The following is a 22,250-nucleotide window of genomic DNA, read 5'->3' as shown; positions in this document are numbered from 1 at the left end:
GGCACACTCCCTTGCTTTGCACATCTTCGCTTTGGATACGGGGCGCCCAACTGGCAGCTCCATTCCTCCATGATAAAGGCGAATCACACGCGTGTCATTCCCGGCATGGTGGACAGCACCGCCTCCAGCCCCGCCTGTGGAGGGAGCATTCCCCTTTTTCTCCCAGCCTTTTGCCTCAGCCGGGGCGCCTCGGGCGAGGGCCCATCCCGGCCCGAATGACCGAGAATGGAACCATGGACTCCTCCCGCGGCCTCTTCGATCTTCCCTCCCCTGCCGCCTGGGACGCCGCCCAGCTGCATGCCCTTGATGTGCTGGGTGAGGATCCGCTGTCGCTGCTGGCCGCCGACTGGGCCGATGCGCTGGCAGTCCAGGCGCCCACCCTGCGGAGGCTTGGCCGCATGCTGCGCCGGGAGTACGACGCCGGGACCTCCTTCCTGCCTCCGCCCACCCGGGTGCTGCGTGCCTTGGCCGCGCCCCTGTCCGGGGTCAGGGTCCTGATTGTGGGGCAGGACCCCTACCCCACGCCGGGACACTCCGTGGGCCTGGCCTTTGCCGTGGACCGCGCCACCCGACCCCTGCCGCGCAGCCTGAACAACATCTACAAGGAACGGCAGCAGGACCTGGGCATTGCTCCGGCAGCGCATGGCGACCTCAGCGCGTGGGCCGACCAGGGCGTTCTCCTGCTCAACAGGGTGCTCACGGTGGCACCGGGCGCGGCAGGTTCACACCGGCGTCGTGGTTGGGAAGGGGTGACCGAGGCCGTCATCAGGACGCTGGCGGTCCGGGGGCAGCCACTGGTCAGCGTGCTCTGGGGACGGGACGCACAAAAACTCGGGCCGCTGCTGGCCGGGACTGCCGTCATTGAGTCCGCCCACCCCAGTCCGCTGTCGGCGTCGCGGGGATTCTTTGGCTCGCGGCCGTTCAGCCGGATCAATGCATCCTTGGAGGCACAGGGCAGCCGAGCCATCGATTGGGATTTGCCCGCCTAACGGCACAGCCACCCCTGATAGTGTAAGGGCAAGCTAAGCGGGCGGCCGATGGTGCTGCCGGCCCCCCTTCCAGGAGTGATTTGTGAACCCCGCCCAGACCAGCACGGAAGCGTTCGTTGCGCCGGCCGTGAAGCGCCGAACCCAATTCGTCCTGAACGTGGTGCGCAAGGAGCGGCTCAGCCCGCACATGGTGCGCGTGGTGGCGGGCGGACCGGGCCTGGCCGAGTTTGTGGCCAAGGACGCCACGGACATGTATGTGAAGATCCATTTTCTGCAGCCCGGAGTGGACTATGCCGAGCCCGTGGACGTTTTTGCGCTGCGCGAATCCATGCCGCGGGAGCAGTGGCCGGCGACCCGCACGTACACCGTCCGCTGGGTGGATTTGGCCGCGGCGGAGATTGCGATCGACTTCGTGGTTCACGGCGACTCCGGTCTCGCCGGGCCGTGGGCCGAGGCTGCGGCGCCCGGGGACCGCATCATCTTTTCCGGTCCCGGCGGCGCGTACCGGCCCAACCCGGAGGCGGACTGGTACCTGTTTGCCGGCGACGAGGCGGCGCTGCCGGCCATCGCTGCGGCCGTGGAGTCGCTTCCTGCGGATGCCTCGGGCCATGCCTACCTTGAGGTGGATACCGCCGCGGACATCCAGCCCCTTGCCGCACCGGCCGCCGTCGAGGTGACGTGGCTGTTCCGCGAGGGCGCCACCCCGGCCGAAAGGACCTTGTTGGCGGACGCCGTCGCCAACGGCCCGTGGCCCGCAGGCGACGTCGACGCCTTCGTCCATGGTGAACGCGAATACATGAAGGCCCTGCGCGACGTCCTGTTCAAACAGCGCGGGCTGCCCCGCAGCCAGGTTTCACTCTCCGGCTACTGGGCCTACGGCCGCACCGAGGACTACTTCCAGGCGGAGAAGAAACAGCCGATCGGCAAGATCCTGTAGCCGGTACCCCCCCCGTTCGAGAAAACAACGCCCCGGCTCGTGACGTTCGAGAAAACGACACCCCGCTGTTGTCACAATCGGTGGTTATCTCGAACCTGGACGGGGAAGTGTGGCCGACTCCCAGGCGCCCATACGTTGGGTCGGGGGTTGGCCGTTGGACCGGTAGTTACAACGCCGTTTTCGTCGCTAACACCAGCCCACGTGAACAATCGGCGGCTGGGACCAGCCCACGTGATGGCTTTGACGCGATACCTGCAGGCCCCCAGGCCGACACGCCGGATCCCGGCCTCCCGCTTACCGCCGCCGGTTCCGGCGCCGGTCCTTGTGCCCGTTGGTGCGGGTGAGCGGGCGGGCCATGTTGTCGCCCAGGACCACGCCGGCGGCCACGGCCAGGATGACCACGAGTGCGTTGAAGATGCCCACGGCGCCAGTCACCGAGTCCCCCGGCGTGAGCGTCATGACGAACATGGCGCGGAAGATGGACAGCCCCACCAGCAGAAAGATGATCGACGGCACGGCCACCACCAATTGCGGCGCTCCCAGCCGCAGCGCAATGACGCGGGCCAGGATGCCGATCACCACGGCAGCCAGTGCCGGCGCAAACCGTCCGCCCAGGCCCAGCTGCATGCCGAAATAGTAGGCCATGTAGCCGACCAGGGCCACGGCCATGGTCGGCACCAGCAGCCTGACCGACGTTTGTTCGGCGATGCAGATGGCCACCGTGGCGAGCGCCACCAGCGGCAAAATCACATAGAGGGGCAGTGCGCCGACAATCGGCTCGGCCACGGTGATCCGGTCCCCGCCCAGCATCGCGGCCGCGACGAGTGCGACGGCGATGCCCGCAACGATGGCGCCAAACGTCAGGAACGCGGAGAGGAACCGCCCGGAGGCCGTGACCGGGAAGCCGTTGATGGCATCCTGCACGGCCGAGACCAGCCGTCCCGATGGCAGCAGAAGCAGGATTCCGCCGGCCACCACCATCGACGGACTCAGGGGAACGTGCACCATGAAACACACCACGGCCACCATCGTGACGATGAAGGAGGTGAAGGCAGTGACAAAGAAGTCAGGCACCCGCCACTTGCCAAGCACCCTGGCAACCTGCCCGGCCAGCAGGATGGTCAGCAACGCCACGCCCATGCCAAACGGGCTGCCGCCGATGACACCGACCACGGCAGCGGCGAACACGGCCTCGGCCAGTGACACCATCCATCGAGGGAAGGGCTTGGGCCGCTTGATGATGGTGTCCAGCCGGCGATAAGCCTCGGCCCGGGCCACGCCGCCGGTGACAATGTCCGTCACGAGCTCGTGCACCTGTACAAGTCCGGCATAGTTGTTGGTCCAGGACCGGACAACGCGCAGCAGCGTGATGGGCACGCCGTCGCGGTGGGCGTAGTTGATGATGACCGACTGGTTGGTGATGTCCACTTCAATGTTGCGCAGGCCAAAGGCGGCCGTCACGGCAATGATGGACGTCTCCACTTCCAGGGCGCCGGCCCCGTACCGGAACATGGTCTCGGCCAGGCGCAGCGCGAAGTCGATGGTCTTGCGGGCGGATTCGTCCGCCTTCCCCACCTGGATCATGGGGTTGGCGTACGGGCTGCCAGCCAACCGCTCCACAATGTTCATGGGTGCCGTGGGCGGCGTCTCGCCCTGCACCAGGCGGCGCAGCACATTGCGGGCGGCCCGGTTGGGGCGCGACGGCGGCAACAAGGGCGATACGACCGGTATCGGAACGCGGGGGATCATCCCGGCCGCCGGCGCCGCGCCATCCCGGGCAGCCTTCGTGGGGCCACCGGCAGCCTTCACAGCCCCGAGGGCAGCCTTCGCACCGCCACCACCAGGCTTCACGGCCCCGAGGGGAGCCTTCGCACCGCCACCACCAGGCTTCACGGCCCCGAGGGGAGCCTTCGCACCGCCACCACCAGGCTTCACGGCCCCGAGGGGAGCCTTCGCACCGCCACCACCAGGCTTCACGGCCCCGAGGGGAGCCTTCGCACCGCCACCACCAGGCTTCACGGCCCCGAGGGGAGCCTTCGCACCGCCACCACCAGGCTTCACGGCCCCGAGGGCAGCATTCGCACCGTTGCGCGCGGGTTTCGCAGCCCCGCGGGCGGCCATCGTGCCGTCGTGGCTGCCCGCGGGCGCGACGCCGTCACCGGCGGAACCCGTGTTTAGCCGTTCCCGTTCCTGCCGTTCCCGATCACTGGGGCTGCTGCTCATCCACTCTCCCTGGGGCCACGCCCCGCCGAATCCAACAGCGGCCGGACGGGCCGCCGTCGTCGTTGTCGTTGTCGTTGTCGTTGTCGTTGTCGTTGTCGAATGCTAGTAAAACTTTTGTCCGGTGCGACGGGTGTAAAGCTGGCGGAGCACCCGTTCGCCCACGGCCGTCCACAATTTATACCGCACGGGACTGAACGCCACGTCCCAACAGCCGACAAAGTCGGTGACCGTCTTCGTAAAGCTGGTCTTGAACAGACCCAGTCCGTGGTGGGGGTGCGTGGGGTCCTTGAGCTTGTCCGACGGCGGTGTGCCGCAGAAGTCGTACTGGACGGCTCCGAGCTCCTTCATGTCCAGGATGGCCTCCCACTGGATCAGGTGCGAATCGCCGTACTGCGAGCGCTTTTGCAGCGAGCCGCCGTCCTTGTACGTGGCCTTGGTGCCGTAGTTGATGACGAACGCGCCCACCGAAGGGACCCCGTTCTCGTGGACAAAATAAAACCGGCCCTGGCCGCGGCTTGCGAACTCGCTCCAGAACTGCCGGAAGTAGGCAAACTCGCGGGCCGCCCCGGCATTCTTGGCCTCAAAGGTGCCCACCATGAGCTCGTACAGGGCCCGCTGTGTGGCCTCGGTGGCTTCGGGACGGACCACCTCGACCTCTTCGCGCAGGGCACGGCGCACCGCATTGCGACCCCGCGAGTGCAGGTTGCGCAGGAGCTGGTTCGGTTCCGGGGAGATGTCCAGCAGGGCCGTGCTGTCGTTGGGCTGCAGGTCCGGCACCTTGATGAATCCGGCGCCCGCAAGGACAGCGCGTGCCTGGGCGGAGGCAATGACGTCCGGCTCGATCTTGGCGGCAAACACATTCAGCCGGGCGCGCCTGGTGAAATCGTGCAGCGCCTCCATCATGGCCGGAATGTGCGCCACGTCCCTGGTGTCCGGACCCTTGATCAGGTACCACAGGCGGCCCAAACCGGGGAATTTCTTCTCCAGCGCCAAGTTGTAGCTCGTGTAGTCCGCGCTCTCAAACGCCAGGAACTGGGGTGCCCAGCCGTAGTTTTTCTTCACGGCCGCAAAGGAGGCGGACTGGAGCAGGTTGCCACCGTTGGGGTTCGCGGTGACCAGTGTGTCCCACTGGTCGATCTCGGCGGCGGTGGCAAATCGGGCGGTAAATTCCAGCAAGAGACCCTCAATCACGTCGGCATGTGTTCGCTGCTTCAAGTCTAGCGGCCGGGCTTCTCACATCCCACGCACAGCCTGTCCATACGAAACACCCTGCATGCCGCCACAACATATAAACAGGACGGCTGCCGCTCGGGCAGCCACAGGTGCAGGGAGCAAGACATGGGTGTGGTTTCCCGGAGCGTGGGCAATGCGTTCCGCAACAAGGTGCGCAGCGGCGCCGTGGTGGTCATTTTGGCGGTGGCCATTGGTTTGGCGCTGGCCATGCTGGTGGCCAACCAGGCGGTGGGCGCCAAGGTCGACTCCCTCAAGGCGTCGGTGGGCAACAACCTCACTGTCAACCCGGCCGGCTCCCGGGGCGGCCTGGGCGGCGGCAACCCGCTGACGACGGCGGACGCCACCAAGGCGGCCACCGTTGCCCATTTGGTGAGCGTCAATGGGACATTGTCTGTGCGGCTGTCCAACGCGGCCGCCACGTCAGGCAGTACGGGTACGGGCACCGGTTCCTCCAGCGGTGACCGGGGCGGCCCCGGCGGCGGCTTCGGCTCCAGCGGCACCACCAGCCTGAAGTCGGCCGTGGATCCGGGGGTCCTCGGGCAGCGCAACAACAGCAACGGCAGTTCCTCGGACGCCACCGGAGGGACAACGGGCAGCACCACCACCCGGCCGGCGTTCACCATCCCGATCCAGGCAACGGGCGTTTCCACCTCCACCACCGCCACCGGGACGGCCATCAACGTGACCGGCGGTGCACAGCTGACCGACTTTGCCGCCTCGTCAACCCAGGCGCTGGTGGGCTCCACGCTCGCCACGAAGAACTCCCTGAAGGTCGGCTCCACCTTTACCATCCAGGACCGGACCATGAAGGTCACCGGCATTTTCGACGCCGGCGACGCGTTCGACAACAACGGCATCTACCTGCCCCTCGCCGCCACCCAGACCTTGACGTCCCAGGCGGGCCAGCTGAGCAGCCTGAACGTGGTGGTGGACACCATCGAGAACGTCTCCGCCACGCAGGCATCGCTCACCACGGCCCTGGGCGCGGACAAGGTTGATGTCACCGCCGGATCCACCAACCTGGAATCGGCCATCACCTCGCTGGGCAGCGTGCAGAGCATTTCCTTGATCGCCTTCATCGCCTCACTGGTCACGGCCGGGCTGATCGTCCTGCTGATCATGATCATGGTGGTGCGTGAACGGCGCCGGGAGATTGGCGTGTTGAAGGCGATCGGCGCCTCCAACCGCACCATCGGCGTGCAGTTCGTCCTGGAGGCCATGGTGCTGGTGGTCCTGGGTACCGTGGTGGGCGGCGTGGTGGCCGCCTTCAGCAGCAATCCGATTGTCAGCGCCCTGGTGGCCGGGAACACCGCCTCCACCAGTTCGGCGGCCGGCCCGGTGCGCGGTGCGGGCGGCGGCTTCGGCGGAGGCGGCGGCGGCGGCGGGTTCACCCGGACCCGCGGCGCGTTCGCCGGCGCCGACCAGCTCATTGGCACCATCAGCACGTCCATCGGCTGGCAGACCCTGGTGCTGGGCGTCGTCGGCATCCTGGTGATCGCCGCCATCGGGGCCTTGATCCCGGCCCTGCTGACCGCCAAGGTCCGCCCCATCGAAGTCCTGCGAGGAGAGTAAGCCATGCTCAGTGTCAAAGACGTTGTCAAGTCGTTCAATTCCGGGGACCGCACCATCAAGCCCGTGAACGGGGTGAGCTTCAGCCTGGAACAGGGCACCTTCGCCGCCATCCTGGGCAAGAGCGGCAGCGGCAAAAGCACGCTGCTATCGCTCCTGGGCGCACTGGACAAGGCAACCTCGGGGGACGTCGTCGTGGACGACGTGAACCTTTCCACGCTGCCGGACAGGAAGCTGACGGCGTACCGGCGCGACGACATCGGGTTCGTGTTCCAGCAGTACAACCTCATCCCAAACCTGTCCGCGCGGGAAAACGTCATGCTGCCCATGGAGTTCGCGGGCGTCTCCCGCTCCGAGCGAACCAAGCGTGCCGCCGAGCTGCTGAACCAGGTGGAGCTGACGGAGGAGATGCACGGCCGGCTGGCCAACCGGCTCTCCGGCGGCATGCAGCAGCGCGTGGCCATTGCCCGGGCGCTGGCCAACAACCCGAAGCTGATTCTGGCGGACGAGCCCACGGGCAACCTGGACGATGAAACAGGCGAGCTCATCATTGCGCTGCTGCGCCAGCTGGCCCACGAAAAGAAAACCACGATCCTGGTGGTTACCCACGACCAGGCCCTGGCATCGCAGACGGACAGGCAGTTCCGCCTGGCCCGCGGCAAGATCACCGAAGACCATTAAGACCTGGCCGCCTAAACACGCTTAAACCACCGTGGCGCAGCGGCTGAAAATTCAGCAACTGCGCCACAACGGCGCACGAGCAGCCGGTGTCCATCGGAAAGTAGGTGGGCATGCAGCCGACGGCGCCGCCGCGTCACTCGGAGGGGCGGAGCCAGGTGAACTGCGGCGTCTCCTTGGCCAGGAAGGCTGCAATCCCGATCCGGGGGTCCGCGCTGGCGGCCATCTCGCGCTGCCAATAAGCGTTGCGTTCGGCCAGGTCCGCCTCCGGGACGCGGTCGCTGATGGCGTTGACCAGGTCCTTTTGGGACTGGAGGGAGAACTGCGAGCGCCCGGCCAGGTGCAGGGCAAAGGCGTGGACGTCATCCCAGAAGCTGTCCGCGGGCAGCACCTGCATGGCCAGGCCGAGCCGCTGGGCTTCCACGGCGTTGACAAAGTCGCCGCTGAACAGCAGGTACTTGGCGGCCGCCGGGCCCACCAGCTGCACCAGCCGCCGGATCCCGGAAAGCGGGTAGACAATGCCGATCTTGGCGGGCGTAATGCCAAAGATCGCGTTTTCCGATGCCAGCCTGATGTCGCAGGCGCCGGCGATCTGCCAGCCGCCGCCCACGCAGTAGCCGTCGACGGCGCCGACGGTGGGCTTGCGGAAGCGGGCCAGGGCATCCTCGGCGACGGTGATGTCGCCGCCGTCCCGCTGACCGGTGGCGGGATCGTGCAGGATCTGCTGCAGCGAGGCGATGTCGGCGCCGGCGGAGAAGTGCCCCCCGGCCCCGCGCACCACCACCACCTTCACGGTGTCGTCTGCCTCCAGCTGCGCCAGGAGGTCGGCGAACTGCTGCCACATGTCCGCCGTGATGGCGTTGCGCATGCCGGGATTGTCCATGACCAGGGTTGCCACCGGCCCGTGCTGTTCAGTGCGCAGCATGCCAGTCCGTCTCCTTGCCTTCATGGGCCCGGCCGGTTTTGCCGGCGGCGCGCTCATGCCGCCGCGCCCGACGGTGCTCCGGACGCAGCCGACGCCGCACCCGACGGCACTGCGGGTGCCGCACCGGCCGGTGCCGCCAGCACTATCCCGGCATCCACCAGCCCGGCGACCTGCTCCGGGCTCAGGCCAAGGCCGGCGAGCACGGCCAGGGTGTCCTCGCCCAGCGACGGCGGGGCCTTGCGGATCCGCGGCGCCTGCCGGTTGACGGAGATGGGGCCGCGGACCAGCGGCAGCGCCGAACCGTCGGCGCGGTGCACGGTGTCCACCATGTCCAGCGCCCGGACCTGCGGATCGGCAAAGGCCTGTTCGTAGTTGTAGATGGGCCCGGCCGGAATGGCGGCACCGCGCAGCAGCGGCAGCCATTCGCCGGCGGCGCGGTGTTTCAGCAGGCCCTCGAGCACCACCTTCAGCGCCTCCCGGTTCACGTTGCGCAATTTTCCGGTGGCGTAGTCCGGGTTGTCGGCCAGCTTCGGGTCCCCCAGCAGCACGCACACGTCCCGCCACTGCTTTTGGTTGCCCACGGCGATGATGACGGGAATGTCCGCCGTGGCGAACACCCCATACGGGGACAGGACCGGGTGGTTGTTGCCCTGCGGCACGGGAACCTCGCCGGTGCTCAGGTATTTCTGGCCCTGGAAGGCACCGAGCGCCAGTCCCGTTTCCAGAAGCGACGTCGAGACCTCCATCCCCTGGCCCGTCCGGTTCCGGCCCACCAGGGCGGCGGCGATGGCCAGGGCCGTGTTAATGCCGGAGACCATGTCAATGATCGGCACGCCCACCCGGTACATGGTGTCGGCGTCGGCGCCGGTGACTGACATCAGCCCGGTCATGCCCTGGGCCACCTGGTCCAGGCCCGGTGCCTGGCTCAGCGGGCCGGTGGCGCCGAAGCCGCTGACGGAGGCCACAATGAGCCCCGGTTTCGCGGCCCGCAGTGCCTCCGGGTCCAGGCCCATGGTGGCCAGCACTCCGGGGCGGAAGTTTTCCACCACGACGTCGGAGCCCACCGCCAGCTGCCACAGCAGTTCCCTGCCTTCGGGCGTGTAGAAATCGATGGCGATGGAGGACTTGCCGCGGTTGGCGGAGTCGAAGTACAGGCTGTGGTCGTTTTCAAACGGCGGCCAGGACCTGCTGGAATCCCCGCCCTTGATGCTTTCGGTCTTGATGATGTCCGCGCCGAGATCGGCCAGCAGGGCGGTGGCGTAGGGGCCGGCGAGCGCGCGGCTCAGGTCCAGGATGCGCACGCCCTCCAGCGGCAGCCCCGTGGTGTCAGGCATTGGGCACCCCGCGCAGCTTCACGTTGATCTGCTTGGTCTGGGTGAACCCGGCCAGCATGCCCTCCAATGACACTTCCCGGCCAATGCCGCTTTGCTTGTACCCGCCGTAGGACTGGCCCACCACCTGGCCTCCGCCCTGGTTGACCTGCACCCAGCCGGCGTCGATCCGGTGCGCGGTGTTCAGGGCGTTGTCCAGGTCGTGGCTCCAGACGTAGGCGGCCAGCCCGTAGTTGGTGTCGTTGGCCATGCCGATCACCTCCGCCGTGTCCTTCCACGGGATGGCTACCAGGACGGGGCCGAAGATTTCCTCCTGTGCCAACCGGAATTCGTTGCTGGCCCCGCCAAAAATGGTGGGCAGGTGGTAGTAGCCCTCGGTCAGGGCGCCTTCGGTGGGGGCGCTGCCGCCCAGCACGGCCTTCATGCCGGGGGTGGCGCGGCCTTCGTCAAGGAAGCCGGTGATGGAGCTGTGCTGCTTGGCATTGATGATGGCGCCCATGTCCGATGCCTCGTCCATGGGATCGCCCACTTTCAGGGCGCCAAGCTTGGCGCTGAGCCGGCCCAGGACGTCGTCGTAAATGTCCTCGTGGAGGAAGAGGCGGGAGCCGGCCGTGCAGCTTTGGCCCTGGCGGGTGAAGCGGGAGGCCAGGAGCAGGCCGTCGATGAGTTCGTCGTCGTCGGCCGCGTCGGGGAAAACGATGGAGGGGTTCTTCCCGCCCAGTTCAAGCGACATGTGCGCCAACCGGGTGCCGGCCTGGCCGGCCACCATCCGGCCCACCTCGGTGGAGCCGGTGAAGGAGACCTTGTCGACGCCGGGGTGGGTGGCCAGGGCGTCCCCAATGACGGCGCCACGCCCGGTCAGGGCGTTGACGACGCCGGCGGGCAGGTGCTTGTTGCACACCTCCGCCAGCAGCAGGATGGTGAGCGGGGCGTCGTCGGCCGCCTTCATGATGACGGTGTTGCCGGCCGCGAGCGCGGCCGGAATCTTGAACGCTGCGATCATCAGCGGCGAGTTCCAGGGCAGGATGGCGGCCACCACGCCCAGGGGTTCCAGCCGCGTGTACTGCAGTTGGTTCTCGCCGGCCGGCAGCGTGGTGCCCTTGACTTCCCCGGCGATCCCGGCGAAGTACCGGAACATCGCCACCATGGTGGTGGATTCGGGGCGGGCCTGGGTGCGCAGGGCATTGCCGGTGTCCAGTGCGGTCAGGCGGGCAAATTCCTCGGTCCGCTGCTCCAGTTCGTCGGCGATGGCGAGCAGCGCCTTGGCCCGGCCGGTGAAGTGCTGGGCGCGCCAGGCCGGGTAGGCCGCACGGGCTGCGGCCACGGCGCGGTCCACGTCCTCCACCGTGCCGGCTGGGACACGGGCGATAACCGCTTCGCGGCGGGCGGGATTGAACACCTCGCGCCACTGTGCACCGGAAGAGGGCTGTTCCTCTCCCCCGATCCACATGGGCCAGTCCCGGACGGCGGCATTCGTTGAAACCTCAGTCATGGCAGGTGCCTTCCTATGCGTTGGATGCGGCGGGGCCGGGTGTGGCCTGATTGGATGCGGCCGCGTTGGGGCCGGGTGCAGCCTCGCCCGTCTGGAGTGAGCCGTCCACCAGGGACACAATCATGGAGCAGTCCTTGGCGCCCTGCCCGCCGTCAATGAGGCGCTGGAACAACTGCTGGACGTGCTCGCCAATTTCCAGCGGGGTGTCCGTGCTGCGGGCCGCGGCGATGGCCAGGCCGATGTCCTTGTTGGCCAGTTCGGCAGTAAAAGTGGGGGCAAAGTCGTTGTTGGCTGCCGAGGTGGGCACGACGCCGGCCACCGGGTACCAGGTGCGCAGCGCCCAGCTGTCGCCGGAGGATACGGAGGCGATATCCCAAAAGACCTGCTTGTCCAGGCCCAGTCGGTCGGCCAGCACCGCGCCTTCAGAGGTGGAGGCCAGGTTGATGAACAGCATCAGGTTGTTGCAGATCTTCGCGGCCTGGCCGGTGGTGGCGCCGCCCGTGGGGATAATGTTCGCGGACATCGGCTCGATGAACCCGGAGGCGTCCGCCACGGCGCCGCTTTCGCCGCCGATCATGAAAGTGAGCGTTCCGGCAGTGGCGCCGCTCATGCCGCCCGAAACCGGGGCGTCCACAAAGCGGAAGCCGGCGGCAGCGGCGGCGTCGTGCACGGCCTGTGCGGAGTCAATGTCAATGGTGGAGGAGTCGATGAGCAGGGTTGCCGTGGCGGCGTTGGCGAGGATGCCGGCTTCGCCAAAGTACACGCTGCGGACGTGGTCGCCCTTGGGGAGCATGGTGAAGACGACGTCGGCCCCCTGTACTGCCGCCGCGATCGAGGCCGCGGCTTCCACCCCGTGGGCGCCGGCGGCGGCGAGCGCGTTGGGGCTGAGGTCAAATCCCTTGACGGTGTGCCCCGCCTTGACCATGTTCGCCGTCATGGGCCCGCCCATGTTGCCCAAACCTATCCATGCCACAACTGCCATGATGAAAGCCCCTTTGCCTACTCAACCCATTATGCCCCGGACTGGATTTAATTCCCGGACATGACCAGCATCACAGCCTGTTAGAGTGCAAACAAGACCGAAAAAGGCAGAGTGCATGTGCACATTTGCACTTGATGAAGGGTGAAGGAGGGTCATTTTATGGATTTCAAGAGGTTTCCCAGTCCGGATGACCTGCTGGTCCTGCTAACTGTGGCCCGGCTGGGGCGTTTCACCGCCGTCGCCGACGCCCTGGGGACCACGCACACCACCGTATCGCGGCGAATATTGGCGCTGGAGCGGCAGTTGGGCGGGCGGACGCTGGAGCGCACGCCGCAGGGATGGGAGTTGACGGAGCTGGGGCGCGCGGCGGTTGCCGCGGCCGAGGGAATTGAAACGAGCCTGAACTCGCTGGCCACGGGAATCGAAGGCGGCGTGGACGTTGTCTCCGGCGTGGTGCGGGTCAGCACCTCCGACGGCTTTGGCGCGCTCATCGCCACACCGGCGCTGGTCCGGCTGCAGCGCAGGCATCCGATGCTGCGGGTGGAACTGCTCAGCGCCACGCGGCGGCTGAGCAGGAACCGTTCCGGCGTGGACCTGGAAGTGGTGCCCGGCAGTGTCGACGCAGGCCGGGCGGAGGTCATTTTCCTTTCCGACTACACGCTGCGGCTGTATGCGGGGACCGGATATGCGCAGGCCCACGGACTTCCGGAGACCGAGGCGGCCCTGAAGGGCCACCGCTTCATCTCCTATGTGGAGTCGACGCTGCAGGTGGCGGAGCTGTCCGAACAGCACCACCGGCTGACCAGCGAACCGGCCGAGTTCCAGTGCACCAGCGTGTTTGCCCAGATCGAGGCAGTCCGGGCGAACGCCGGGATCGCCATGCTGCCCGCGTTCATGGCGGACGGACAGGACGGCCTGGTCCGCGTCCTGCCCGGCGGGATTGCCCAAAAGGTGCAGTTTTGGGCCGCCGCGAGGCCGGAGTCGCTGCGGTCCCCGGCCGTCCAGGCAGTGGTGGCGGCCTTCCTGCAGGAAACCCACCGCCGCCGCCGACAGCTCGTCCCCGCCTGACCAACGCCCGATCACCCTTGGCGGCCTTTTCCCCAACACTCCCTCCCTTTTCATTGCCAAAGGGACGTCAGGGAGGGTCGGTTCAAGCACGACGACGGGAGGCCGCCTTCGCTGTGAAGGTGGCCTCCCGTCGTCGTGCTTTGCGAGGGAAGGGCTAGGCTGTCCAGCCGCCGTCCATGACGTAGGAACTTCCCGTCACCATGGCGGCCTGGTCGGAGGCCAGCCAGGCCACCAGGGCGGCAATTTCCTCCGGCTCGATCAGCCGCTTGATGGCGCTGTTGGCGAGCATGACCTCGGCCACCACCTGCTCCTCGGGGATGCCGTGGGTCCTCGCCTGGTCGGCCACCTGCCCCTCCACCAGGGGTGTGCGCACATAGCCGGGGTTGACGCAGTTGCTCGTCACGCCGTGCCCGCCGCCTTCTCGGGCAGTGACCTTGGACAGTCCCTCGAGCCCGTGCTTGGCGGCCACGTAGGCGGACTTGAAGGAGGATGCGCGCAGGCCGTGGATGGAAGACATGTTGATGATGCGCCCGTAGTTCTGTTCGTACATGTGCGGCAGCGCGGCCCGGATCAGCAGGAAGGGCGCCTCCAGCATGATGGTGAGGATGCGGCGGAACGCGGCCGGGTCAAAGTCCTCGATCGGGCTGATGGACTGGATGCCGGCGTTGTTGACCAGGATGTCCACGTCGAGCTTGAGCGTTTCCAGCGCGGCGGTGTCCAGCAGGTCAACCTCCCAGGCCTCGCCACCCACCTCCGCGGCCACCGCAGCGGCCCCGGCCCCGTCCCGGTCGGCCACAATCACGTAGGCGCCCTGGGCCGCGAGCGCGCGCGCGGTAGCGGCACCCAGGCCGCCGGCACCGCCGGTGACGAGCGCACGCTTCCCTGCCAGTCCGCCGTCGGCCGGCCGCCCGCCAGCCCCACGCACCTCGCCCGTCACACTCCCGATGCCCGTCACACGCGCGGCGCCCGGTCCGGCCGGCGGCACTGTTTCATTCGCGTTCATGTCCTAGCCCACCCTTGCTGCCGACTTGGCCGCCGCGGCACGGCCCAGGGCCAGCGTGCCGGCGGCATCGGCGTCGTCGATGTCCTGCAGCGAGACGCCCTTGGTTTCCTTCAGGAACAGCACGGCCACGGCGGTCACCATGCAGGCGCCGAGCAGGTAGATGGCCACGGGGACGGAGGAATGGTAGTGCTCCACCAGGCCGGTGGCAATGAAGGGTGCAATGGATCCGGCCACGATGGAGGTGACCTGGTAGCCCAGGGAAACACCGGAGTAGCGCATGCGGGTGGGGAACATCTCCGCCATGATGGATGGCTGCCCCGCGTACATGAGGGCGTGGAAGACCAGGCCGATGGTGACGGAGGCCAGGATCATGAAGTCGTCCTTCGTGTCCATCATGGGGAAGGCAAAAAAGCCCCAGGTGGCGCCGGTCAGGGCACCGAGCATGTACGTTGGCTTGCGGCCAATCCTGTCGGAGAGCTTGCCGACCAGCGGGACCACGCAGAAATGGATGCCGTGGGCCACCAGGAGCAGCAGCAGGATGCGGGCGGTGTTGATGTCCACGATGACCTTCAGGTAGGTGATCGAGAACGTCACCACCAGGTAGTACAGGATGTTCTCGGCGAAGCGCAGGCCCATGGCCGTAAAGACGCCCCGCGGATAGCGGCGGAAGACCTCCACCACGCCGTAGCCGGCGTTTGGGTTGTTCTGGATTTCCTCATGCGCCTTCAGGAAGATGGGGGCGTCGCTGACCTTGGTGCGGATGTAGTAGCCGATCAGCACGATCACCGCGGAGAGCCAGAAGGCCACACGCCAGCCCCAGCCAAGGAACGCGGCCTCACTGAGCGTGGAGGACAGGAACAGCAGGACACCGGTGGCCAGCAGGTTGCCCATCGGCACGGCCGACTGCGGCCACGACGCCCAGAAGCCGCGGGATTTGTCCGGGCTGTGCTCTGCCACCAGGAGGACGGCGCCTCCCCATTCGCCGCCGACGGCAAAGCCCTGGATGAAGCGCAGGCCCACCAGCAGCGCCGGGGCCCAGTAGCCCACCTGGTCAAAGCCGGGCAGGCAGCCCATGAGGAAGGTGGAGATCCCGACCAGGATGATGCTCAGCTGCAGCAGCTTCTTGCGGCCAAACTTGTCGCCAAAGTGGCCAAAGACAATGCCGCCGATGGGCCGTGCCACGAAGCCGACGGCGTAGGTCAGGAACCCTGCCATGATCCCGTCCAGCACGGAGCCGGCATTCGGGAAGAACATGTGGCCGAACACCAGGCTCACCGCCGTGGCGTACAGGAAGAATTCGTACCACTCCACCACGGTGCCGGCCATCGAGGCCGCCACCACCTTGCGCAGTCCCGATTCCTTGACCGAGCGGTCGGGACCAGTTTGTTCACTCATTCGTTTCTCCTCCGCGCCGCCGTTGGCGCGTGCCGTCGTTGAAATGTAGCCCGATCCGAACACCCACGCAGTGTGACACAGCCCACGGTCCGGCATCCCCTGAGTATGGCAGCGTCCACATCCGTTCAACAATGACCATTAGCGCAGAGGCAGTGCGCAGGAATGCACACGCGCTGCTGCCGGGCCCACCGGCAGCTAGTATGGGTGTGTTCCACCTGACACCAACGGCTCAGCGTTCAAGGCGAGACATAGTACATGCGAAAATTCTTCGGGGTCCTCAGTGCCCTGGCACTCACGGCCGCCATCATGACTTCCGGGGTGGCTCCGTCGTGGGCGGCACCAGCCCCGGAAGCCGCATCCCGGGCCGCAGTCCCGGCGGCGCCCACCGTGAGCGATCCGTTCCTGGCCAAGGTCTTGGCAGTGGCGAACAGCTACCGTGCCGCCAACGGTGCCGGCCCCGTGGTCTGGAATGCTGCCATTTCCACCGGTTCCCAGCAGTGGGCCGCCACGGTGAACGGACGGATCAACAACGGCACCGTGGACATGAACAAGCTGCACCGCACGGACTACGGGCGCTCCATCCTGCCCAAGGGTGCCGACATGTCCTCGGAGATCATTGGCATCAACAACAACGCCCAGCAAATCGTTGACTGGTGGATGGGCTCCCCCGGCCACCGTGCCGCCTTGCTGGACAAGCAAGCAACCGACATCGGCTTCGGTCAGGTCAAGACCACCAAGGCGGGCTGGAACGGGATGACCGTGGTGGTGGCCAATTTGGCCGGCTACGCCGCGTCGCGCGCCAAGCAGCCACAGCCGCCGCCCGTCCCCGTGGCCAACAATGGCGACGTGGCCGCCGTCGACCCGGCAGGAAATCTGTTCATTTACGGCTCGGCCCGCGGTGGGGACCTGTGGCAGCGCAAGTTTGTTTCCGCCGGGTGGGCCGGGACGCAGCAGCTGGAAATTGTGGACTTCAACTCGGACGGCCGCCAGGACATCATCGCCAAATGGAAGGACGGCCTCCTCACCGTCAGTTATGGGCAGGCCAACGGGACCCTCAAGGCGGCACTGCGCATCGGCACCGGATGGGGCGCCTATGACATCATCGCCACCAAATGGCGCAGCGCCGACAAGTTCCCGGGGCTGGTGGCCAAGCAGCGGGTCACCGGCGAACTCTTCTACTACCCCTCCCCCAACGGCACAGGCTTCTCCGCACGCACCAAGATCGGCACCGGATGGGGGCCACTGACCATCCTGGGCGTCGACTTCGACGGCGACGGCCGCCCCGACATCGCCGCGCGCAACCGCACCGGCCAGCTCCTGCTCTACCGGGGCAATGGCGGCGGAGGGTTCATCTACGAGACACGCAGGGTCATCGGCACAGGCTGGGGTTCCATGACCCACCTCTCCGGCATTTCCAACCATCTCGGGACCAACGCCTGGGGCGTTCTGGCCCGCGACGGCGCCGGCAACCTCCTGCACTACCCGATCCTCAAGGGCCGCTGGGGCGCCCGGTCACAAATTGGCTCCGGCGGCTGGGCCCCGCTGCTGCTGGGCAGCTGAGCCGCGACAGTCTGCACCCCACGCAACACCACCCCCGGCGACGCCGGCTGACACGGCACCCAGCCCGGCCGTCCGGCGTCGTGCCCGGCAGGCAGCCTGCCCGACATGCCGTCAGGAGGCCCGTGGCGTCACGAATTCGGCAAGCGCCGCCAGCTGGTCCTCGCGGCACTCGTCCTTGAGGTACATCATGTGTCCGGCGTGGTGGTAGTGGTGGGTGAAGCGGGCCCGGGCATCGTCTGAAATATTCAGGTGCGCCCACACATATTCGGCGGCGAAGTGGGGCGTGGCGCCGTCGTGGTAGCCGTAGTCCACGTGCACGCGCAGGGCCGGGTTGTAGTTCAGCAGCCGCTCCAAATCCCCGGTCACGTCCACCGGCGCACCCTCAAACGTCTTGTAGCTCCAGGGATGGACGCGGCCGGTGAGCACTTCGTAGGGCAGATCGTTCTCATAGCCCAATTCGGCGCGAACATAGTGGTTGATGGCGGCCGCGAACGGTCCGGTGATGGCTGCCATGGACGGGTCGTCCCAATTCACCGAGGCATGCCCGCGCAGGTGCCGCTGCGTGAACCGCCCGTCGATCCGGCCCACCGTCAGCCCCTGCGCCCGGAGCAATTCGGCGGAAAACTCCGAGTAGTCCCAGCGCAGGTTCGCCTGGCGGATGAAGTCCTCGCTGAGTGTGGTCAGCTCGCTGAGACGGTGCACAACGCCGGCCAGCTCGGTCCCGCCCAACCGCGCACCTTGGGTGAGGGCATGGCCATACTCGTGCCCGGCAAAGTCTTCGGCCTCGGCCACCACGTCCGCCAGTTCACGGCCCGGGTGGCGCCCGTGAAAATGGGCGATGGCGGCGTAGGTGGGCAGGTGCAGGGCGTACGGGGTGTCGTTGCCGGGCTGAAAATCCAGGGTGGAGAGGTTTAGCACCGTGGAGATCAAGCCCAGGCCGTTGATGGCCATGCCGTACGCGTCAAAGAGGCGGGCGGCAACGGCCACGGCGCGCAGCGTGCCGTACGACTCCCCCACCAGGTACTTCGGGCTGAGCCAGCGGTTGTTGCGGGTGGTCCAGAGGCGGATGACCTCGGCCACGAGGTCGCGGTCCTCGATGAACGCATGGAATTCGTCGGCTTTGCCACCGTCCACCACCCGGGAGAATCCTGTGTTGACGGGGTCAATCAGCACCAGGTCGGCGTGCTCCAGGATTGTGTTCGGGTTATCCACCAGCGCGAATGGCGCCGGGGTCAGCGCGCCGACATCGCCGCTGTCCACGCGGCGCGGCCCCAGCAGGCCCATGTGCAGCCAGACGCTGGATGACCCGGGGCCGCCATTGAATGCAAACACGACGGGGCGCTCCGGGGATTCAGCGTCCATATCCAGCACGTAGCTGACCACAAAGATCTCCGCCTTGGGTTTGAAGCCCTTCGCCGTCCCGTCCTCGTTGGCTTCCTGGCGCAACACCAGGCGCCCGGCCGTGCTGCTGTAGGTCCGCCCCGAGGCCAGCATGTGGGATCGGGTGGCAAAGTCGTCCGTGGCCTCGGGCTTCGTGTCGGGCTCCGGAGCGTCGGCAGGGGTGGTCTCAACACGGGCGGGGTTTGCGGAATTTTCAGCCATGTCCAGAGCCTATCGCCCTGGGAATCGCACTTCCGGTAGGCCGCAGCCCCGCGTCTTGCCGGAAAATCCGCGTGAACGGGGCCGACTCGCGAGGACGGCGTATCCTGTCGGCGCGTTCGTCGGCTGGACCCGTTCTTGGTGCGAGCGGTGGGGGTTTCGAGCGCCAGGCTACGCGTACAGCCCGTTCAGCCACGCGCCCCAGGCAGCCCCTGCGCTTTCGGCGTCGGCGCCCTCGGCAAAGAGGTGGATGGTCATGCCCACCACGGCGCCAAAGGCGTTGCGGCCGAAGAAGCGGTACATGGCATCGTGCGTGCGCAGCCCCACGAAATTCGCGTCCTGGTAGTCCACCACGGCATCCACCGTGCCAACCCCGGCAATGGTGACACTGACGTGTCCGCCGGCTCCGGCGTCGTGAATTCCCAGCGCGGCCTTGACGGCCTCAAAGGCATCGGGCGACTTGGATGCCTCCGGGCCCTGGACGTCGGCAAACGCTGCCTGCCGGCCAGCGAAGTACTTCACGTACTGGCCCAGCGTGTGCTGGTAGAACGCTGTGTGCTTGGCGGCGCCGTCGTACTGGTTGTCCCAGTCCTCAAAGAAGACGCCGCTGTGCACGTACCGCAGCCACGATTTGCCACCGGGGCGCTCGGAAATATCGTATTCGAGCGTGTTGAAGAAGCCGCCCTCGCCCTCCATGTGGTTGCCGAAGCGGTGCGGCGGCTCCCAGGCAGTGACGGTGCTGCCGAACGGGCCGGCACCGCCAAGCTTCGGCTCAATCTCCATGGGCCACAGCCAGCCCGAATTGCCCAGCGTTGCCGCGTCAAACACCTGCTGCGGCGTGCCGTCAATCTCCGAATCATGGACAATCTTGAATTCCTTGGGCATCTTTCACTCCTCGATCCGGCCGGGGATTCCGGCAATTTGTGGGTTTCCGGCGCCGTGGCACCGGGTCCCGGCGTGACGCTGGAATCAGATTTGGCGCTGGGATGAAGTACGACGACGTGGCGGCGGTTGCGCCCGCCGCTCGCGTTGGCGCTGTGGTATTTTTTTCCCGAGCTGGGCCATATTCGAGGCCAGCTCACCGGTGAAGGCCGCCCGGTCCGCGGCGCTGGCAAACGTCAGCTCCGCGTCGCGGGCGACCGTGGCCGGCATCCAACGGGCGGCCGGCTGCCCAAGCAATGCAGGGAATCCGCCCTCCGCTACGCAGAAGCCAGCCACTCACGCGCCGCCGTGACAAGTGCGTTAATGCCAACGTCCAGCGTCGGTTGAATGAGGGGGGCGAAATGCGGTGAGTGGTTGGAGGGGATGTTTTCGGGCATGCGGCCCGTCGACTCCCAGCTTTGGAAGGCAGCCGGGTCTGTGCCGCCAAGGAACCAAAAAACCAGCGGCACGCCGGCGGCCGTGGCCAGCAGGCCGACATCCTCGCTCCCTGAGACGGGACCGGGGTCAATCACTTTATTGGCGCCAAAGGCCACTCGAAACGCCTCGGCTGTCCGGTGTGTGGCGCTCTCGTCGTTGACCGTGAGCGGAAAATGTTCGGCATAGGTGATGGTTGGTTCCTTGGCGGCTCCGGAAGCGGACGACTCTCCCCGGACGACGCGCTCCATGGCTGCCAGGAGCTTTTCGCGGACCTGGTTGTCGAAGGTGCGAAGGCTGAGGCCCAGCGTTGCTTCCGCGGGAATGATGTTGTTCTTGGATCCTGCGTGCAGTTGGCCGACGGTGAGCACGGCTGAGTCGGTTGCCGCAATTTCTCGCGAAACAATCGTGTTCAACCGCAGCGTGGCTGCCGCCGCCATGAGCACGGGATCAATGGTGGTCTCCGGTCTTGAGCCGTGGCCGCCGGTGCCGTGAAGGGTGATGTTGATTGAGTCCGCCGACGCCATGGCGACCCCGGCGTGAAGCCCGATCCAGCCGGCAGGAAACGGTGCCACATGTTGGCCCAGAACCACAATGGGGGCAGGGACGCGTTCAAAGATTCCGTCCTCGATCATGGCGGCCGCCCCGCCGCCCCATTCCTCCGCCGGCTGAAAAACGGCAACAACCGTCCCGGACCAACTGGACTGTTCCCCTGCAAGCAATTCCAAGGCACCGATCAGGCACGTGACATGGACGTCGTGACCGCACGCATGCATGACGGGGACGTCATTGCCCTCATCGTCCAGGACTCGAACGTGGCTTGAATACTCCAGGCCGGTGGCTTCTTCCACCGGCAGGCCATCCATGTCCGCCCGGAGAAGGACGGTGGGGCCATCACCATTTGACAGGACACCCACCACACCCGTGCGGCCGATTCCTTCGTGCACGGTCAGGCCAAGTGCCTGGAGGTGATCGGTCACGATTTTAGCGGTTCGGTGTTCCTGAAACGAAAGTTCAGGGTGTGCATGCAGGTCTCGATAGAGGGCTTCGATATCAATGCTCATGCCCAAAGCCTAGAGTAGCGGCGGCTGAATGCGCCCGGTCCGAGGATCTGTAATTTCCCCACGCCGGTGATGTGGCTGCGAAAAACCCACCGGCAGGCGTACGCGCCGTGGCCAATGCGGCTCCGCCCGGCACATCCGCTCACGTTGCCGTTTCTGTTCGCCAGCCCCGCAATTCGTCCTCGGACGTTTGACGGCTGCGCAGTGAAACCACCCAGCCTCGAGCACACGCCACGCCCAAAAATCGTTCGCGACCCACAGCTGGGTACCGTCAGTGCGGTCTGCGGGCCCCGCCGTCGTCCCCTCAGCTGCGCAGGACCTGATGCACAAACTGGACCGCGACCGAGCCCTCTCCGACAGCCGAGGCAACCCGTTTCATCGAGCCCGCCCGCACGTCGCCGACGGCGAACACGCCTGGTGCGCTCGTCTCATACAGAAACGGGTCCCTGTCGCCGTCTGCCGTGCGGTGGCGCTGGCCGCCGAGCGCGGGGCCTGTGAGGATGAATCCCCGGGCGTCGCGGGCGATTTGCGGCGGCAGCCAGTCGGTGCGCGGGGATGCGCCGATGAACACGAACAACGCAGACGCGGCGAGTTCCTCGGCGCTGCCGGTTCCGGCGTCCTGGACCGTCACGGTCTCGAGCCCGTTCGCACCGCCGACCGAACGGATGGACACGCCGGTGCGCACAGTGATGTTGGGGCGCGCGGCGATCTGGTCCACGAGGTAGGCGGACATCTTCGCACCGAGTTCCCCGGCACGGCACAGGATCGTCACGGCACAGGATCGTCACGGAGCGGGCGTACTCGGAGAAGTACACGGCCGCCTGGCCGGCCGGGTTCGCCCCACCCACG

At 66.9% G+C, this 22,250-nt stretch carries 18 protein-coding genes; 6 read left to right on the top strand and 12 right to left on the bottom strand.

Annotated features, from left to right (window positions below; genetic code table 11):
- Positions 1–233: 233 nt before the first annotated feature.
- Positions 234–989 carry a uracil-DNA glycosylase gene (locus CVV68_RS03865; protein ID WP_110499701.1) on the top strand — a complete coding sequence of 252 codons (756 nt, stop codon included), beginning with the start codon at positions 234–236 and terminating at the stop codon, positions 987–989.
- Between the two features lie 82 nt (positions 990–1,071).
- The gene (locus tag CVV68_RS03860) at positions 1,072–1,926 is read left to right on the top strand and encodes a siderophore-interacting protein (RefSeq protein ID WP_438502609.1); all 855 of its coding nucleotides are present in this window, start codon (positions 1,072–1,074) and stop codon (positions 1,924–1,926) included.
- Positions 1,927–2,220: 294 nt separating this feature from the next.
- Here the strand turns inward: CVV68_RS03860 and CVV68_RS03855 are convergent, their stop codons facing one another.
- Together CVV68_RS03855 and CVV68_RS03850 are read right to left on the bottom strand one after the other, a co-directional pair.
- Complete coding sequence (locus tag CVV68_RS03855; protein WP_110499854.1) at positions 2,221–3,675, bottom strand: threonine/serine exporter family protein; 1,455 nt, start codon at positions 3,673–3,675, stop codon at positions 2,221–2,223.
- A 576-nt stretch (positions 3,676–4,251) separates the two neighbouring features.
- Positions 4,252–5,325, bottom strand: coding sequence for a lipid II:glycine glycyltransferase FemX (locus CVV68_RS03850; protein ID WP_110499700.1), 1,074 nt, complete (start codon positions 5,323–5,325; stop codon positions 4,252–4,254).
- 162 nt (positions 5,326–5,487) lie between these two features.
- On the opposite strand from CVV68_RS03850, the gene CVV68_RS03845 reads away from it, so the two are divergent.
- On the top strand, positions 5,488–6,954 hold the full coding sequence (locus CVV68_RS03845) for an ABC transporter permease (RefSeq protein WP_110499699.1): 1,467 nt from the start codon (positions 5,488–5,490) through the stop codon (positions 6,952–6,954).
- Between the two features lie 3 nt (positions 6,955–6,957).
- Positions 6,958–7,632, top strand: a complete 675-nt coding sequence (locus CVV68_RS03840) for an ABC transporter ATP-binding protein (protein WP_110499698.1) — start codon at positions 6,958–6,960, stop codon at positions 7,630–7,632.
- A 133-nt stretch (positions 7,633–7,765) separates the two neighbouring features.
- Here CVV68_RS03840 and CVV68_RS03835 read toward each other — a convergent pair whose 3' ends face one another.
- The 4 genes from CVV68_RS03835 to mmsB are packed head-to-tail and all read right to left on the bottom strand — an operon-like array spanning position 7,766 to position 12,359.
- Positions 7,766–8,554, bottom strand: coding sequence for an enoyl-CoA hydratase/isomerase family protein (locus CVV68_RS03835; protein ID WP_110499697.1), 789 nt, complete (start codon positions 8,552–8,554; stop codon positions 7,766–7,768).
- A gap of 53 nt (positions 8,555–8,607) precedes the next feature.
- The gene (locus CVV68_RS03830) at positions 8,608–9,888 is read right to left on the bottom strand and encodes a CaiB/BaiF CoA transferase family protein (protein WP_110499696.1); all 1,281 of its coding nucleotides are present in this window, start codon (positions 9,886–9,888) and stop codon (positions 8,608–8,610) included.
- Positions 9,881–11,377, bottom strand: a complete 1,497-nt coding sequence (locus CVV68_RS03825) for an aldehyde dehydrogenase family protein (RefSeq protein WP_110499695.1) — start codon at positions 11,375–11,377, stop codon at positions 9,881–9,883. Before CVV68_RS03825 ends, CVV68_RS03830 begins: the two co-directional genes overlap by 8 nt.
- Positions 11,378–11,390: 13 nt before the next feature.
- A complete protein-coding gene (gene mmsB / locus CVV68_RS03820; protein ID WP_110499694.1) occupies positions 11,391–12,359 on the bottom strand; it encodes a 3-hydroxyisobutyrate dehydrogenase in 969 nt (322 codons plus the stop codon).
- Between the two features lie 159 nt (positions 12,360–12,518).
- Between mmsB and CVV68_RS03815 the strand changes: the two genes are divergently transcribed.
- The gene (locus tag CVV68_RS03815) at positions 12,519–13,427 is read left to right on the top strand and encodes a LysR family transcriptional regulator (protein ID WP_110499693.1); all 909 of its coding nucleotides are present in this window, start codon (positions 12,519–12,521) and stop codon (positions 13,425–13,427) included.
- Between the two features lie 154 nt (positions 13,428–13,581).
- On the opposite strand, the gene CVV68_RS03810 is transcribed toward CVV68_RS03815, so the two are convergent.
- Together CVV68_RS03810 and CVV68_RS03805 are read right to left on the bottom strand one after the other, a co-directional pair.
- Positions 13,582–14,430 carry a 3-hydroxybutyrate dehydrogenase gene (locus tag CVV68_RS03810; RefSeq protein ID WP_110499692.1) on the bottom strand — a complete coding sequence of 283 codons (849 nt, stop codon included), beginning with the start codon at positions 14,428–14,430 and terminating at the stop codon, positions 13,582–13,584.
- 3 nt (positions 14,431–14,433) lie between these two features.
- The gene (locus CVV68_RS03805) at positions 14,434–15,825 is read right to left on the bottom strand and encodes an MFS transporter (RefSeq protein WP_110499691.1); all 1,392 of its coding nucleotides are present in this window, start codon (positions 15,823–15,825) and stop codon (positions 14,434–14,436) included.
- A 255-nt stretch (positions 15,826–16,080) separates the two neighbouring features.
- Between CVV68_RS03805 and CVV68_RS03800 the strand changes: the two genes are divergently transcribed.
- A complete protein-coding gene (locus tag CVV68_RS03800; RefSeq protein ID WP_110499690.1) occupies positions 16,081–17,385 on the top strand; it encodes a CAP domain-containing protein in 1,305 nt (434 codons plus the stop codon).
- A 111-nt stretch (positions 17,386–17,496) separates the two neighbouring features.
- On the opposite strand, the gene CVV68_RS03795 is transcribed toward CVV68_RS03800, so the two are convergent.
- The 4 genes from CVV68_RS03795 to CVV68_RS24125 form a co-directional block, all read right to left on the bottom strand.
- Entirely contained in the window at positions 17,497–18,987 is a 1,491-nt protein-coding gene (locus tag CVV68_RS03795; protein WP_110499689.1) for a S10 family peptidase, read from the bottom strand.
- A 168-nt stretch (positions 18,988–19,155) separates the two neighbouring features.
- Positions 19,156–19,869: an SRPBCC family protein gene (locus tag CVV68_RS03790; protein WP_110499688.1), complete on the bottom strand. Its 714-nt coding sequence runs from the start codon at positions 19,867–19,869 to the stop codon at positions 19,156–19,158.
- A 314-nt stretch (positions 19,870–20,183) separates the two neighbouring features.
- Positions 20,184–21,404, bottom strand: a complete 1,221-nt coding sequence (locus CVV68_RS03785; protein WP_110499687.1) for an amidohydrolase — start codon at positions 21,402–21,404, stop codon at positions 20,184–20,186.
- A gap of 301 nt (positions 21,405–21,705) precedes the next feature.
- Positions 21,706–22,173, bottom strand: coding sequence for an NAD(P)/FAD-dependent oxidoreductase (locus tag CVV68_RS24125; RefSeq protein ID WP_245933318.1), 468 nt, complete (start codon positions 22,171–22,173; stop codon positions 21,706–21,708).
- Positions 22,174–22,250 lie beyond the last annotated feature (77 nt).

The organism is Arthrobacter livingstonensis, assembly GCF_003219815.1.
Classification (GTDB): Bacteria; Actinomycetota; Actinomycetes; order Actinomycetales; family Micrococcaceae; genus Specibacter; species Specibacter livingstonensis.
The sequence above is the reverse complement of the archived record's forward strand: the minus strand, read 5'-3'. Positions and strand labels throughout refer to the sequence as shown.